At 59.4% G+C, this 15,886-nt stretch carries 15 protein-coding genes; all 15 read right to left on the bottom strand.

The genetic code is table 11. From position 1 onward, the window contains the following. Nucleotides 1-5 precede the first annotated feature (5 nt). Nucleotides 6-716: a FadR/GntR family transcriptional regulator gene (locus ACR0DG_RS12210; protein ID WP_480696970.1), complete on the bottom strand. Its 711-nt coding sequence runs from the start codon at nt 714-716 to the stop codon at nt 6-8. A gap of 2 nt (nt 717-718) precedes the next feature. After that, entirely contained in the window at nt 719-1,552 is an 834-nt protein-coding gene (locus tag ACR0DG_RS12205; protein ID WP_480696972.1) for a sulfite exporter TauE/SafE family protein, read from the bottom strand. 3 nt (nt 1,553-1,555) lie between these two features. Further along, nucleotides 1,556-2,305 carry a DUF1028 domain-containing protein gene (locus ACR0DG_RS12200; protein WP_480696974.1) on the bottom strand — a complete coding sequence of 250 codons (750 nt, stop codon included), beginning with the start codon at nt 2,303-2,305 and terminating at the stop codon, nt 1,556-1,558. Between the two features lies 1 nt (nt 2,306). Beyond that, entirely contained in the window at nt 2,307-4,100 is a 1,794-nt protein-coding gene (locus ACR0DG_RS12195) for a gamma-glutamyltransferase family protein (RefSeq protein WP_480696976.1), read from the bottom strand. A gap of 15 nt (nt 4,101-4,115) precedes the next feature. Further along, nucleotides 4,116-4,979 (bottom strand): ABC transporter permease, encoded by an 864-nt coding sequence (locus ACR0DG_RS12190; RefSeq protein WP_480696978.1) that lies wholly within the window; start codon nt 4,977-4,979, stop codon nt 4,116-4,118. A gap of 1 nt (nt 4,980) precedes the next feature. Next, entirely contained in the window at nt 4,981-5,925 is a 945-nt protein-coding gene (locus tag ACR0DG_RS12185) for an ABC transporter permease (RefSeq protein WP_480696980.1), read from the bottom strand. A 63-nt stretch (nt 5,926-5,988) separates the two neighbouring features. Next, entirely contained in the window at nt 5,989-7,500 is a 1,512-nt protein-coding gene (locus ACR0DG_RS12180) for an ABC transporter substrate-binding protein (RefSeq protein ID WP_480696982.1), read from the bottom strand. Continuing rightward, nucleotides 7,497-8,594, bottom strand: coding sequence for an ABC transporter ATP-binding protein (locus ACR0DG_RS12175; protein ID WP_480696984.1), 1,098 nt, complete (start codon nt 8,592-8,594; stop codon nt 7,497-7,499). The genes ACR0DG_RS12180 and ACR0DG_RS12175 overlap by 4 nt, the downstream gene beginning before the upstream one ends. After that, a complete protein-coding gene (locus ACR0DG_RS12170; protein WP_480696986.1) occupies nt 8,582-9,610 on the bottom strand; it encodes an ABC transporter ATP-binding protein in 1,029 nt (342 codons plus the stop codon). The genes ACR0DG_RS12175 and ACR0DG_RS12170 overlap by 13 nt, the downstream gene beginning before the upstream one ends. A gap of 284 nt (nt 9,611-9,894) precedes the next feature. Then, complete coding sequence (locus ACR0DG_RS12165) at nt 9,895-11,175, bottom strand: TRAP transporter large permease (protein ID WP_480696988.1); 1,281 nt, start codon at nt 11,173-11,175, stop codon at nt 9,895-9,897. Further along, nucleotides 11,166-11,708, bottom strand: coding sequence for a TRAP transporter small permease (locus tag ACR0DG_RS12160; protein WP_480696990.1), 543 nt, complete (start codon nt 11,706-11,708; stop codon nt 11,166-11,168). Before ACR0DG_RS12160 ends, ACR0DG_RS12165 begins: the two co-directional genes overlap by 10 nt. Nucleotides 11,709-11,768: 60 nt before the next feature. Next, complete coding sequence (locus ACR0DG_RS12155; protein WP_480696992.1) at nt 11,769-12,743, bottom strand: sialic acid TRAP transporter substrate-binding protein SiaP; 975 nt, start codon at nt 12,741-12,743, stop codon at nt 11,769-11,771. A gap of 66 nt (nt 12,744-12,809) precedes the next feature. Next, nucleotides 12,810-14,099 carry an L-fuconate dehydratase gene (locus ACR0DG_RS12150; protein WP_480696994.1) on the bottom strand — a complete coding sequence of 430 codons (1,290 nt, stop codon included), beginning with the start codon at nt 14,097-14,099 and terminating at the stop codon, nt 12,810-12,812. Next, on the bottom strand, nt 14,096-14,941 hold the full coding sequence (locus ACR0DG_RS12145; RefSeq protein WP_480696996.1) for a fumarylacetoacetate hydrolase family protein: 846 nt from the start codon (nt 14,939-14,941) through the stop codon (nt 14,096-14,098). The genes ACR0DG_RS12150 and ACR0DG_RS12145 overlap by 4 nt, the downstream gene beginning before the upstream one ends. A gap of 15 nt (nt 14,942-14,956) precedes the next feature. Then, nucleotides 14,957-15,706: an SDR family oxidoreductase gene (locus ACR0DG_RS12140; RefSeq protein ID WP_480696998.1), complete on the bottom strand. Its 750-nt coding sequence runs from the start codon at nt 15,704-15,706 to the stop codon at nt 14,957-14,959. Between the last annotated feature and the right edge of the window lie 180 nt (nt 15,707-15,886).

The following is a 15,886-nucleotide window of genomic DNA, read 5'->3' as shown; positions in this document are numbered from 1 at the left end:
GCGACTTACCCTTCGGTCAGGCTGGCGGCGTGACCATAGGTCCGATCCCGCAGCATCGCATTCGAAACCGATAACAAATGTGTTTGCATGACCTCAGCAGCCGCCTGACTATCGCGTGCAGAGATTGTGCTGAACAACTGTTCATGCTGCTCGCCCAGACGCACCAGAGTCGCCGGCGAATAGTGTGTTTCACGCTGTTGGGTCCAGGCCGATTGCTTGCGCACGGCTCGGATTGAATCATACACCGTCAGGAACAGCGGGTTATGGGCCAATTCGGCGATCTTGTAGTGGAACACATCGTCCGCAACGCCATAGGCCTGCGTGTCTGCCGCATCAAGTGTGGCGCGCATTAGCTGTTCAAGCGTGCGCAATTCTCTGGTCGTCGCACGCTGCGCGGCCAAAGCCGCCAAAGCGGGTTCAATCTCTAACCGCACCTCCATGACATCGCGCGGCATCACCTTGGCCGCAACGGCACGGAACGGGCTGGCACCCACAGCAGGCGGTGGCGACACAAAGGTGCCCTGCCCGTGTCTGCGAAACACGGTTCCGTCTTCCTCGAGCTGGTCCAAAATCCGGCGCATGCGGGCGCGGGTCACGGCCAGCGCTTCGGCCAGCGCACGTTCAGGCAGCAGTTTGCCGTTCTTCACGAAATCACCAGTGTCGATCCCCTGACGCAGGGCCGCTGTCAGCTCGGTATCTGTAGGGCAGGTCTCCAAGGTCAGAACGCTCCGATCAGATCGTAAAACATGCGCAGCGACGTAAGCATCAGGAACCCACCAAACGCAAGGCGCAATGCACGTTGCGAGATCGTATGAGCAATGCGAACCCCCACATGGGCAAAGCTGGTGGTCAGCGGAATGATCAGTGCCGCCGCGATCAGATTCACGTAACCTACCGAGAAAGGCGGCAGGCCAGTTTGCCCTAGCCCCGTCGCTGCATAGATCAGCGCGCCCGGCAGGCCGATGACAAACCCGATAGCGGCCGAGGTTCCCACCGCGCGGCGTATGTCATAGCCCAGAAAGTTCAGAACCGGCACACAAACCGTGCCACCGCCGATGCCCATCATCGCCGATATCGCCCCGGCAAACACGCCGGTTGCAGCCCAGACGCGGGGCGAAAAGTTGCGCGGCTTGTCGGCATTGCCGGGTTTGCGAAAGATCATGTCCAGCGCCACCAGCGCAGCAACCGTGGCGAAGACCGCAACCAGAATATAGCCGCTGACCACACCACCTAATATGCCGCCGATAACGACGCCAACCAGTATGGCCGGAGCCCAGCGTTTGAGCAGTGCCATATCCAGCGCCCCACGCTTGTAGTGCCCCCAGCTGGAGGACAGCGAGGTGAACACGATCGTGGCCAGAGAGGTCCCAACTGCGACCTGCATGGTCAGCGCCGGATCGCTGCCGGTCAGAGACAGGGCGAAGTACAGCGCCGGGACGATGACGATGCCGCCGCCAACCCCCAGCAGACCGGCCAGAATGCCGCCGAATACACCGGCGGCACCAGCAATGGCGATCAGGGTCGCTAGGGTTGAAAGCTCAATCCCGCCCATGCATCACGCGGGATCACTGGCCAGCGAGCGGCTGACCCGCCCCTCGGCCTTTCGTTTGGCCTCAGCCGCCGCAATCGCGGCATCCAGTGCGCTCCGGTCGGGGTTGCCTGAAAAATTCTGCTCGCTGGGCATCGCCTCGACGAAATGCAGATACCGTTCCCCCGCCACGTCATAGAGCCGCCGAAGCTCGGCCAACGGATCGGCGTGATCGTCGCTGCGCATGTCCAGCCACGCATGCGACTGGCCCTGATGGATGACCAGACCAGCGGCCTGTTTGCCGCGTTTGTCTCCACCTGCACGCTCGCCCGCCTCCATCGCGGTCATCAGGCGTTCGGGAAAGGGCAGCGCGGTCTCGGCGGCATAGGTTTCAAAGGTGGCATCCACCACGTCCGGCCCCGCTAGCATATTGCCCGCAACCGAGTGTTCATCGCCGACCCGATGCCCGGCCCAGTCGATGCAATCCTCGCCGGTAAAGGCGGCGAAGCGCCCTTGGCTGTCCATCAGATGCGCCTGGCGTGCGGCGCGCCCCTCATCACGCTGCACAAGGTCATCGAGAACATCCTGGGCTGCTTCGCCTGCCTCCAGACGCTTCAACCCTTCGGTCCCCCAAACCGGGTTTGAAAACGCCTGAGACGCAATCGCACTGCGCGCGCCGACACAGGGCACCCGCGCCCCGCAAGCAAAGAAACGGCTGGCCACGATCAGGCCGATAGCACCGGTTTCGGGGTCTTTTGCAATCAGGGAATAGGTCATGTCACCGCCCCACCGCATAAGCCTGCATCAATCGCGGCGTCGCCGCCGCGCGCAGGGTTCCGTCCGTTTCGCGCAAGGCGGCGGTCAGGCGGCCAACCGTCCAAGGCTCGGCCACGGTGACTTTGTGGCCACGCGCGCGCAAATCTTCGATCACGGTTTCGCCAAAGCTCGCTTCGATCATCATCTCACCGGGGGCAGCTGCGCGGGGATAGAACGAGCCCTGAAAATGCATCGAATGAAACAGCGGCGCGTCCATGCATTCCTGCAAACCTAGTCCGAAATGCACAAAGCGCAGGAACCAGATCAGCTGCCACTGATCCTGCTGATCGCCGCCGGGTGTACCAAAGACCAACTGTACCCCGTCCTTTTCCGCCAAACTGGGCGTCAGCGTCGTGCGCGGCCTGCGCCCCGGTGCTAACGAAGTTGGCAAGCCCGGCTCCAACCAGAACATCTGCGCTCGGCTATTCAGCGGAAAGCCCAGCCCCGGAATGACCGGCGAGCTTTGCAGCCACCCGCCCGAGGGTGTCGCGGCAACCATGTTGCCCCAACGGTCGATCACGTCCAGATGCACGGTGTCGCCGCGTTTCTCGGACAGGTGCGACATGGTTGGCTCACCCGCGCTGGCTCCGGTTCTGGCCGAGAAATCGCGCGCCGCACGGGCGATATAGGCGTCGGCCAGATGTTCATATCCCGGCACCCGGCCCGGGCGTTGATCCTGCGAGGCATCCGCAGTGATCAGTGCGCGCCGTTCGGCGGCATAGGCGTCGCTCAGCAGGTAGTCCATCGGAATGTCGCTGTGATCGGGATCGCCGTAATAGGCCTCACGATCCGCATACGCGAGCTTCATCGCCTCGATCACAGTATGTACGAACTCGGCCCCATTGGGGTCCATCGCGCCCAGATCGACCCCTTTCAGGATCGCCAGCGCCTGCAACAGAACCGGACCCTGGCTCCAGGCGTGGGTCTTGTGGACGGTCCAGCCGTGATAGTCATAGGTCAGCGTGTCCTCATAGGTCGCCTGCCAATCGGCCATATCCGCGCGCGTCATGACACCGGCGTTCCGCTGGCCTGAGACATCCATGACCTTGGCGTCGGACAGATAGTCAAAGATGCGGTCAGCCACGAACCCTTCGCGCCACGCCCGGCGGGCGGCGTCGATCTGATCTGCGCGATCCTCATGGGCGGCTTCGGCATCTGTCACAAGCCGCTCATAGGTCGCAGCCAGTGCGGGGTTGGCAAAGTTGCTATTCGGCTCTGGCGCTTTGCCATCCGGCATCCATGTTTCGGCTGATGAGGGCCATTCGTCCTCAAAGAAGTCAGACAGACCGTCGATCGTGTGTGCCACGCGCGGCAGAACCGGGTGCCCGTCGCGGGCATAGGCGATGCCAGGCTCCATCACTTCGCGCAGCGGCAGTTGCCCGTGATCGCGCAGCATCAGCATCCAGCCGTCGAAGGCTCCGGGGATCACCGTTGCCAACAAGCCCGAACCGGGGATCAGGTTCAGGCCCAAACCGTTGTAATGCTCAATCGTTGCCGCTGCGGGTGCGGGGCCTTGGGCGCATAGCACCTGCGTTTTGCCGGTCTTGGCCGAGTGGAAAATGGCCGGCATGTCGCCTGCGGGGCCGTTCAGATGCGGCTCGACCACTTGCAGGGTCATCGCGGTGGCCACGGCGGCGTCAAACGCGTTGCCGCCCTTTTCCAGAATACCGAACCCCACAGCCGAGGCGATCCAGTGGGTCGAGGTGACGACGCCAAAGGTGCCTCGGATCTCGGGTCGGGTGGTGAATTCAGTCATAGTAGATCTCCGAAATCAATGTTCGCGCGGGTCCAGCGCATCGCGCAGCCCGTCGCCCAAAAGGTTGAACCCCAGCACCACGAGGAAGATCGCGATGCCCGGCCACATGGCCATCCACGGGGCCTGGTTGAGGAAGTTCTTGGCGGTGTTCAGCATCGATCCCCAACTTGGCGCAGGTGGTTGTTGGCCAAGGCCGAGAAAGGACAGCGACGCCTCGGCAATGATGGCGGTGGCGATGGTCAGAGTCGCCTGCACCAAAACGGGCGGCAGCACATTAGGGAAGATATATCGGCTGAGGATTTTCGAGGTTGGCAAGCCGATGGCACGTGCCGATGTCACATAGTCTTCGGCCCGCACCGATAAAACTTGCCCTCGTGTGAGGCGGATGAAGATCGGTGTCGCCGAAAGGCCAATCGCGATCATCGCATTGGTCAGCGACGGGCCCAGAAACGCCGCCAGAGCGATGGCGAGGATCAGGAACGGCGCGGCCAGCAGCGCCTCGGTACAGCGTGAGATGATGGCGTCGATCCAGCCGCCGAAATAGCCTGCAATGATGCCCAGCGGAACACCCAGCAGGACGGCAATTCCAACCGACACCACGCCCGCCAGCAAGGATGCCTGCGCCCCCCAGATCATGCGCGACAGCACATCCCGCCCGATCTCATCCGTGCCAAACGGATGCGCGGCGGTCGGTGGTTTGCGCACCGCGCCCCAGTCGGTGGCTGCCGGATCGGGCACTGGTAGGATCGGGGCCAGAAGGGCGATCAGCACGAAGAACGTGACCAGAAAACCGCCCAGCATGGCGCTTTTGTGGGTGCGGAATTTCTTCCAGACCCGGTTTTCGGGACGCCGCGCGAGGATGGGATCAGCCAAAGCCATATCAGGCAGTCCTCAGACGGGGGTTCAGCAGCACATAGGCCACATCCGCCAGCAGGTTCATTACGATGAACCCCACGGCCGTGACCAGAACGATGCCCTGCACCACGGCATAGTCACGGTTGAACACCGCATCCACGACCATCTTGCCAAAGCCGGGGATGGTGAAAATCTGCTCGGTCAGGACGGCGCCTGCGATCAGTTCTCCGAACAGCAGCGCGGTCAGCGTGACAATCGGGGTCAACGCATTTCGAAAAGCGTGTTTCAGCACCACGCGGCGTTCATATAGACCTTTGGCACGGGCCGTGCGCACATAATCGGATTTCAGCACGCCCAGCATCGCCGACCGCGTATGCCGCATCAGTGTCGCGGCCAGCGCGGTGCCCAGCACAAAGGCGGGCATCAGCATGGTGGTGATCGATTTCACCGGATCCTCTGACAGCGGGACATAGCCCGAGGCCGGCAGCAGATCGAGTTTCACCGACACCAGCAGGATCAGCATGATCCCCAGCCAGAAATTCGGAATCGACAGCCCGGACAGCGCCACGATATTGGCCACGTAATCTGTGACCGTGCCTTTCTTGACCGCCGACAAGATGCCCGCCGGTATCCCGATCACCAGCGCAAACAGGATCGCCATGACAGCCAGTTGTATCGTCACCGGCAGCTTTTCGGCGATCAGCTCGGTCACCGGCTGATTGGTCCGCAGCGAAATCCCCAGATCGCCCTGCAGCGCATTGCCGACCCATGTCAGGTATTGCACCGGGATCGGATCGTTCAGGCGATATTTCTCGCGCAGGAACTCCAGCACTTCGGGATCACGCTCCTCACCTGCCATTGCAAGGACCGGATCGCCGGGCAGCAGTTTTTGCAGGCTGAACACGAAGATCGAGATCAGCAGGATCGTCGGGATCGCAATCAGAATGCGACGCAGGATGAAAGACAGCATGGGATCAGGGCTTTCGGATTAAGGAACCCGCCCGGCTGGAGGTCCGGGCGGGCCGTGAGTGGCTTATTTCTCCAGCGTCACGCCTTCCAGACGGATCATCCCGTCAGGGTAAGGGGTGAAGCCTTTGAGGCCATCATCAAGTGCCCAGATCCATGTCTGGTGATAGAGGTAAACAATCGGCATATCCTGGGCGAGAATGTCCCGCGCCGCATCATAGTCCGCCTTGCGTACCTCGAAATCGGTCGAGGCGCGGGCGTTGTTCAGCATCTCATCCACTTTGGGGTCGGAATAGTGGCTGTCATTGATGCCGCCACCAGTGGTCATGAACTGGTGGATATTGCCATCGGGATCGACGCGACCTGACCATCCGATCTGGCTAGCCTGATAGTCACCGGCGCTTTGGTCCGCCAGCAGGGTGGCGAATTCCTTGGACGTGATCTCAATTCTGATCCCGGCCTCGGCGGCCATGGCCTGCACCACCTGCATCAGCTGCAGCGGAACGGTGGTGTTTGGCACCTGAACTTCAAGGTCGATCCCATCGGGGAAGCCCGCTTCGGCCAACAAGGCCTTGGCCTTTTCCACATCACGCGCAGGCACCGGGTGATCGGCGTCATACCAGGGTGAGGTCGGCGGGAAAGGTTGGTTGCCCGGCGCAAAGGCCCCTTCGAACACGACCTGGTTGATTGCATCGCGGTCCAACGCATAGCTGAGGGCCTGACGCAAACGTTTGTCATTGCCCCAAGGGTTGTCGCCCTTGTCGCCATTGTTCACATTGATGGTAATGCCCTGATATCCAAGCGAAACGGCGCGTTCGACATTGATGCCGCCATCGCCTTCGGCCTGCGTCAGATCGGTCGCGGCCAGACGCTCCAGCATATCAATGTCACCCGATTGCAGGTTGGCTAGGCGCACGGTTGTGTCCGGGATCGGCAGGAAGGTGACGCTGTCAAAGTGGATTTCATCCGCGTTCCAATAATCCGGGAACCGTTCCAGCGCGATCCGGTCCTGCGCCACGCGTTCCTTGAACTTAAACGGGCCGGAGCAGACCGGGTTCAGGCCGAAATCAGCCCCCGCCGCCTTGGCTGCAGTAGGGGAAACCATCATGCCCGACCGGTCGGCGAATTGCGCCAGCAGCGTCGCGTCGGGCGCAGCCATGTTGAAGCGGACGGTATAGTCATCGACCACATCCACACCGGTGACCGATTTCAACTCGGACTTGCGGCGCGATTCCTCAAGGTTTTGCGAACGGTCGATATTATCCGCCACGGCCTGCGCGTTGAAGGGCGTGCCGTCATGAAACACCACGCCCTCGCGCAGGGTCATGGTCAGGGATGTGCCGTCCTCGCTCCACTCCCATCCGGTCGCCAGCTGCGGGATCAGTTCCAGATCAGGGGTGATGTCGACCAGCTTGTCGCACATCGAGGCATAGACAATGCGCCCCACGAAAGTACGCGACTGATCGGGGTCCAGCACATCGGCATCCGATTGCAGGGCAATGCGCAGATCGGCGGCCTGGGCGGATAATGCCGTGGCACCGAGTAATCCGGCTATCAGTCCGGTTTTCAAGACGTTCATAATGTTTCCTCTCCGTTTTTGGCAGAATTCTGCGAAGATTGGACAGCCGCGCGATACAGCGCGAACCGCTCTTCTGCTCCGGCGCTGCGACGCCGTGGCGGGACCGGTTTTCCGGCCTCTGGTATGGTTTTCCAGTGATGGCAGGCGACGTGATGATCCCCGCCCGCATCGTCCAGAACCGGGGCCTGCGCCCGGCAATCATCCTGCGCAAAGGGGCAACGCGTGTGGAACCGGCACCCTGACGGCGGAGAGGACGGGCTGGGCGTTTCCCCTTTCAGCGTCATGTGATCCCGCGCGCGCCCCGGTTCGGGTTCCGGGATCGCTGACAACAGTGCATGCGTATAGGGATGGCGTGGCTGTTCGAACACCTGATCTGCGGGGCCGGTTTCGACCACCTGCCCCAGATACATCACCGCGATGCGGTCGCTCATATGCCGGATCACGGCCAGATCATGGGCGATGATCACCAGTGTCAGGTCCAGATCCTGTTTCAGGTCGTTCAGCAGATTGACCACTTGCGCCTGCACTGACACATCCAGCGCCGAGACGGGTTCATCCCCGATCAACAACAGTGGCCCCGAGGCCAGCGCGCGGGCGATCCCGATCCGCTGTCTTTGACCGCCCGAGAATTCGTGCGGGTAACGGTTTGCGTGGTCCGGCAACAGCCCGACCTGCGCCAACAGCGCGGCCACCTTCTGACGGCGCGCGCCCTCGTCCAGTTCGGGCGCGTGGACCTCCAGCGGTTCACCAACCAGCTTGCCCACGGTCATGCGCGGGTTGAGCGAGGAAAACGGGTCCTGGAACACGAACTGCATTTTCTGGCGCAGCGGGGCCATGTCACGGCGGGCGAGATCTTGAACCTCTTGCCCGTCAAACAGAACTTGGCCGGATGTCGGGCGATCCAGACGCATCAGCAGACGTGCAAGTGTGGATTTGCCGCAGCCGGATTCCCCGACGATGGCAAAGGTCTCGCCCTTGCGCACCGACAAGGACACCCCATCAACCGCGCGCACAACCGTCTTGCGTTCGAACAGCCCTGCGCCCAGCGTGAAATGGCGGGTGAGGTTCCGTGCCTCAAGGATTATATCGCGCATCGGACCCCCTTGAGCTGTTCCAGCGGGGCATAGTGACAAGCGACGGCATGCTCTCCCTGCCCTATCTCTGAAAGGCTTGGGCGTTCGGCGCAGTCATCTGTGGCAAAGGGACAGCGCGTTCTGAACCTGCACCCTTTCGGCATATTGGCCAGAGACGGCACCGTCCCCGGCACGGTGATCAGCCGATCCCGCGCGCCGGTCATCCGCGGGACCGAGCTCATGAGCCCAATCGTATAGGGGTGTTGAGGATCGTCGAACACCGCATCCACCGGGCCGCTTTCAACGATCTGGCCGCCATACATGACGGCCACATTGGTTGCGATCTCGGCAACCACACCAAGATCATGGGTGATGAACACCGCGCCCATTCCGGTTTCGGCCTGAAGTTCCCGGATCAGGTCCAGAATTTGCGCTTGAATAGTTACGTCCAGCGCCGTTGTCGGCTCATCCGCGATCAGCAGCGACGGGTTGTTGATCAGCGCCATCGCAATCATTACGCGTTGCCGCATGCCACCCGAAAGTTGATGCGGGTATTCGTTCAAACGCTGTTCCGGGGCCGGGATACCAACGCGGCGCAGCATGGCAAGCGCGCTTGCGTCCGCCTCGGCGCGGCTGCAGTTGCGGTGATGCAGGACGGCCTCGGTGATCTGATCGCCGACCTTGAACGCCGGGTTGAGCGAGGTCATAGGCTCCTGAAAGATCATCGCCATCCGGTCGCCGCGCGTTTCTGCGTCAAGCTGTTCGGTGCGCAGATCATAGGTGCGGCCCTCGAACTGCAACTGCCCCGAAGGGATGTCGATGATGTCGCGCGGCAGCAATCCCATCAACGCCATCGCCGTCACTGATTTACCGCACCCGGATTCGCCCACAATGCACAGCGTCTCGCCCGCTGCCACAGCGAGGTCCAAACCGTCCACCGCCAGTGCGGGCTGGCCGTGAAACGACAGACTGAACGCCGATAACTTCAGGATCGCGGCCTCCGCGCCGTTATCAGTGCTGGAGCTTTGCTTGAGCACAGATTGCAACCTTTATTGACAACCAATGTGCAATTGGTTGCATTTTTGGAAATTCATTGTCAACGAATTGATGGGGATTTTTCGGAATCTAAACCGAACTTATCAAGGCACGCCCGCGAAACAGGCAGTGTCTGCTGATGAAACAGTAGATCGGCACACAGTGTTGCCTGTGAGGAAAATGAGGTCTGCGGAAATTGCAGTCGAATCGTACCGGATTCGTTTGCCCCGAACTGCATTTCAACCGGGTCATAGCTTGCACTCAGCATGACCCGGTTTAACCGGTTTTATGATCCGTACAGCAAATTGGGCAACCAAAGGACCAGCGAAGGCACAAAGGTCAGCAACAAAAGAACACCCAGCAAGGGAACCAAAAACGGTAGCGTCGCACGTACGCATTGTTCGAACGGTACTTTGGACACACGGGACAGGACGAACAGCACCATCCCCACAGGTGGGGTCAAAAGCCCAAGCATCAAATTGAGGATAACGATGATGCCCAGATGCACGGGGTCGATGCCGAATTGTGCGGCAACCGGCATAAGCACGGGAACAAGGATCGAGATCGCGGCAATGGTTTCCATGAACAGGCCAACGACCAAGACAACCGCCATGATCAGCAACAATACAACGGCTTTGCTGTCGGTGAAGGACAACACGAATTCGGCAAAATGCGCTGCAACCTGATTGGCGGTCAGAATCCAGGCAAAGACCGAAGCGGCCCCCACGATCATCATGATCGCCGCAGTCGTTTCTATTGTTTCGAGTGAGATCACGGCCAGTTTCCGAACGGTGAGGGTCCGGTAGACCAACGTACCAAGGATCAGGGCATAGGCTGCGGCCCCAATCGCAGCTTCTGTCGGAGTGAAGGCACCCGATACGATGCCTCCCACGATGATGACCGGAGTCATCAAAGGTAGGAAAGCCGCCTTGAACCGGGTCGCGATGACCGAGGGGCTAAAGCTGACATCGCGCGGATAGTTGCGTGTCCGCGACATCCACCAGATCATGGCAGACAAAGCCACAGCCATCAAAAGGCCCGGAACGATCCCGGCCACGAAAAGTTTCCCGATGGAGACCGAGGCCATGACCCCAAAGATAACCAAAGGCAAAGACGGCGGAATGATCGGTCCGATCGTTGACGAGGCCGCCGTCACACCGACGCTGAAATCATCGTCATAGCCTGCCTCGCGCATGGCCTTGATCTCAATCGCGCCAAGACCACCCGCATCGGCAACAGCCGCGCCGGACATCCCGGCAAAAATAATACTGGCGCCCACATTCACATGACCCAGCCCGCCATGCATCCAGCCGACAATGGCGCGCGCAAACCCAAAGATCCGCGCCGTTATCCCCGCGGAATTCATCAGCGCTCCGGCCAGAATGAAGAACGGAATAGCCAGCAGCGGAAAGCTGTCCATGCCGTTGACCATGTTGTGCATTAACAAAACTGGCGGCAGTCCAGAATGAAGGATGTAAGCGAAGGACGACAAAGCCAGCGAGAACGCGATCGGAACCCGCAGAAGCATCAGGCCGAACAGCGAAACAAAGAGAATGATCAGGCCCATGTGTCGCCACCTTGTGCCAATTGTTTCAGTCGAGAAAAGATCTGGTAGGCGACCACGCCCAGATTGCCGATGGCCAGGATCAAAACGGCTATATGCAGATAGTATTTCGGGAAAGGTAACGAGACCATTTGTTGGAAAGAGGTCCGTTGGATCAATTCAAATGCCGACCAGATGATCACGGCAAACAAAACAAATGTCGCGACCAGCGCGAAGAGATGCACCCACCCCAGTTTGCGGCCGTAGTATTTGTCAACGAACTCCAACACGATATGGCTGCCTACGGCCTGACAACGGATCGCTCCGGCAAAACCTAGCAAGATCAAAAGGTAGCGTGCAGCCTCTTCGGTCCATGCGATGGAATCGTTCAGCACGTAGCGCGTGAAAAACTGTAAGAACACAACGCCGAACAACAGGGCGAACAACGCAAGCAATCCGTAATCTGGCACTGTGATGCGATAGTTTTGGAAATGCGCATCGTCTTCTGCGGCCAATGCGTCGAAATCGATCTCGGGCGGGGCGTCGGTCTGGGCCATTGGGGCACACCTTCTTGACAGATGCCGGACCCGGTTTGGTACCGGGTCCGGCTGGTTGGTTTATTCCTGAATCGCTTGCAGGCGCTCGAACGTCTCAGCATCCCACGGAACAGCATCGCTGCTTAGCAGAGGTGCAACAGCGGCCATAAAGGGTGCGCGGTCCACTTCGTTCACGGTTACGCCCTGCTCGCGGAACCAATCGGCCAGCTCGGCCTCAGACTGTACGATTTCGTCTGATGTCGCCGAGGCGGCCTCGGCCAGCGCGTCGATCAGCGCCTGTCCATCGTCGCCCATCTTGCCCAGTGTCACAGGTGACACCACAACAGCCAGCGAGTTCGTGATGTGGCCGGTCAGGTTGATGTTCGACTGCACCTCATAGAACTTTTTGAACTGGATGGTCGGCAACGGGTTTTCCTGTGCGTCCACAACACCTTGCTGAAGGGCCAGATACACTTCGGCGAAAGCCATTGGCGTCGGGTTCGCACCAGTGGCTTCTGGGAACATCTGATAGGCCGGTGCGTTCGGCGTACGGATTTTCAGACCTTCCATGTCACCCGGTGAAAGAATCGGCTTGTTCGACGTGACGTGGCGGGCGCCATAATAGGTCATGGTCGCAATCGTGTTGCCCGAGATATTCTTGTACTCATCGGCCATCTCAGAGAACAGGTCCGAATTCACATAGGCTTTCCAGTGATCATAAGACCGCATGGTGAACGGATAATCAGAGATGCTGATCGGGCCATATGACTGACCCAGGAACGCAACGCCAGTATAGATCGCGTCAACCGTGCCCAGAGACAGCGCTTCGTTCAGCGCAGCTTCTTTACCCAGTTGCGAGGCTGGGAAAACCTCCATCTTGTAGCGCCCGTCGGTCTTTTCCTCCAGCAACTCAGCTGCTCTTAGGGCGGCCGCGTGATACGGTGTCGACGCCTCGTAGACGTGGCCAAATCTCAGCGTCTCTTGCGCCAGACCGGCGGTTGCGCTGAGCGCAACAATACAGGCGGCCCCAAAGGCCGTTTTTCCAAAATTCAACATCTTATTGTCCTCCAGGTTGGTAGATGCTCGTCCGCCGGTTTCTTGAGCCCGGTCGGACAGTCGGGGTTATTCCGCTGCCAGTTGCCTTGGAAAGCGGAAATCTCTGAGTGTTTCGGGTTTTATTTCAATCGAAAAGCCGGGCTGCGTTGGTGCCATGTAGGCACCGTTCTTGACGACACAGGGATCGACGAAATGCTCATGCAGATGATCGACATATTCGATCCGCTTGCTGTCCTTCTCGCCCGAGATCGCAATGTAGTCGATCATCGACATATGCTGGACGTATTCGCACAGACCCACACCTCCGGCATGGGGCCAGACCGGCAGGTCGTATTTCGCGGCCATCAGCATCACAGCCAGCACTTCGTTCAGCCCGCCCATCCGGCAGCTGTCGATCTGAACAATGTCGATCGCGCCTTCCTTGATGAACTGCTTGAACATGATCCGGTTCTGGCACATCTCGCCTGTGGCGACCTTGATCGGTGCCACACCTTCACGAATGGCCTTGTGGCCGAAAACGTCGTCGGGGCTGGTGGGTTCCTCGATAAAGAATGGTCGTGCAAAGGACAGAGCGTTGACCCACTCAATCGCCTGATCGACCTCCCACACCTGGTTGGCGTCGATCATGATGTTCATGTCCTCACCCAGCACTTCGCGCGCGATGGTCAGACGTCGGATGTCGTCATCCAGATCGCGGCCAACTTTGAACTTGGTGTGCGTGAAACCAGCATCTTTTGCTTCTTGGCAAAGGCGGCGTAGCTTGTCGTCGGGATAGCCCAGCCACCCGGCTGAAGTTGTGTAGCAAGGATACCCTTCGGCCTTCAGCGTGGCGATCCTGTCGGCTTTGCACGGAGCTGCGGCACGCAACATTTCCAGCGCCTCATCCGGTGTGATTGCGTCCGTGAGATAACGGAAATCGATAAGACGCACGATCTCTTCCGGGGTCATTTCACTAACCAGTTGCCAGACGGGTTTCCCCGCCTCTTTCGCCCACAGATCCCATGCGGCGTTCACCACTGCCCCGGTTGCCAGATGAATCGCGCCCTTGTCCGGCCCGATCCAACGCAACTGGCTATCGCCAGTAATATGGCGCCAGAATCGCCCCATGTCCTCGGTGATCCAGTCAAGCTCCAGCCCTTTGACCAAGGCCCCCAGCGCCTTAATCGCAGCGACGCAAATCTCGTTTCCTCGACCGATGGTAAAGGTCAGTCCATGCCCCTCATGCGCGCCATCTGTCTCAAGCACGACATAAGCGGCTGAGTAATCAGGATCAGGGTTCATTGCATCCGACCCGTCCAAACTGTCCGATGTTGGAAAGCGCAAGTCTTCGGTTCGTATTCCGGTGATACGGGTCATGCGCTGGCCTCCACTGTCTGGCGCTGTACACCAAGGCCTTCGATCCCCAACTCCATCTTGTCGCCGGGTTTCAAGTAGGTCTGAGGAGTTTGCCCCATCCCAACGCCCGGAGGTGTACCGGTTGAAATCACATCGCCGGGTTGCAACGACATAAATTGCGACAGATGCGAGATGACGGTCGCCACGTCAAAATGCATCGTCTTGGTCGACCCGTCCTGATAACGGTGCCCGTTGACCTCAAGATACATCGGCAAGTTCTGGGGGTCCGCGATTTCGTCGCGCGTAACCAACCAAGGACCAATCGGTCCAAATGTGTCCGCTGACTTGCCTTTGACCCACTGGCCCGAGCGGTGAAGCTGAAAGTCACGCTCAGACAGGTCGTTTACAACACAATAGCCCGCAACATGGTCAAGCGCTTCGTCTGGAGACACGTATTTGGCGTGTTTTCCGATCACCACGCCCAGTTCAACTTCCCAGTCGGTCTTGACCGACCCGCGCGGTATTTCAACCGTATCATTAGGGCCGGTAATGGCGGACGTCGCTTTGAAAAAAATCACGGGCTCAGCCGGAAGCTCCATACCGCTTTCGGCCGCGTGATCTGCATAGTTCAGGCCAATGCAAATGAACTTTCCCACCTGACCCACGCATGCGCCAATCCGCGGCGAGCCTTCGACCAAAGGCAAGGTCGTCACATCAAGCGCACGCAATGCGTCCAGGCCAGAGTCCGACAACACTTCTCCGGCGATATCGCTGACAACATCGGAAAGGTCTCTGATTGTACCGTCATCATCCAAAAGACCTGGTTTTTCTTGTCCCGCCGGACCGAAGCGTAAGAGTTTCATGTCAATTCCCCCTGATCAAACCGTCCAACCGCCATCGATTGCGAAGGTCTGCCCTGTTGTAAAAGCCGTTTCATCACTAGCCAGATACACGGCCAGTGCAGCAATTTCGTCTGCGCGCCCGATCCGTCCCATGGGTTGGCGCGCGATAAAATCCTGTAATGCCTGATCGTAATCGCCAGTTGCGCGCAACCGATCGTGCAGGCTGGGGCTGTCTACCGTTCCCGGGCAGATAGCGTTGCACCGAATGCCTTGCGTAATGAAATCGGATGCGATGGATTTGGTCAGACCGATCACGGCTGCCTTGGATGCGCAGTATGAGAAACGGTTCGGAACGCCTTTTATCGAGGACGCGACCGACGACATGTTGATGATCGAGCCACCACCGTTGCTCAGCATCCCGGGTAACACCAGCTTGGCCAGGCGGTACATGGCTTTCACGTTCAGCTCAAAGCTGAAGTCCCACTGATCATCATCGCACTCAAGGATCGAGCCCGCACCGACAAACCCCGCGCAATTGAAAAGCACATCCAGTGTTCCAGCGTCCGCGATTGTCCGGGCCACGGCATCTGCGTCGGTAACGTCGAGCTTCAATGCGGTGACACCTTCGATCTCGGACAGTTCCGACAGCGTTGCATCGTTGATGTCACAAGCGAGAACCTCGGCACCTTCCGCCACATACTTCTCAACACTGGCGCGGCCTATCCCCTGCCCCGCTGCTGTGATCAGCGCTTTCTTTCCGGTCAGACGGCCCTGCGGTTTAGTCATTTCATCCTCGGTCTCAACAGTTACGCCCCTCACAGGGCTCGGTTCGGCAAAGTGCATCGTATTTGGAGAGTATCGGCGCCAAGCATCCGTCGGCCTGAACAGGCAGACCCACATCAGATTTCAGGTCGCTGGCGCTTTTTTGTTTGTCCTCCCAGATACTCCAACCCCTCCGTTTCAATT

The organism is Ruegeria sp. BG8, from assembly GCF_056538325.1.
This window is presented reverse-complemented; position numbering and strand designations above follow the sequence as displayed.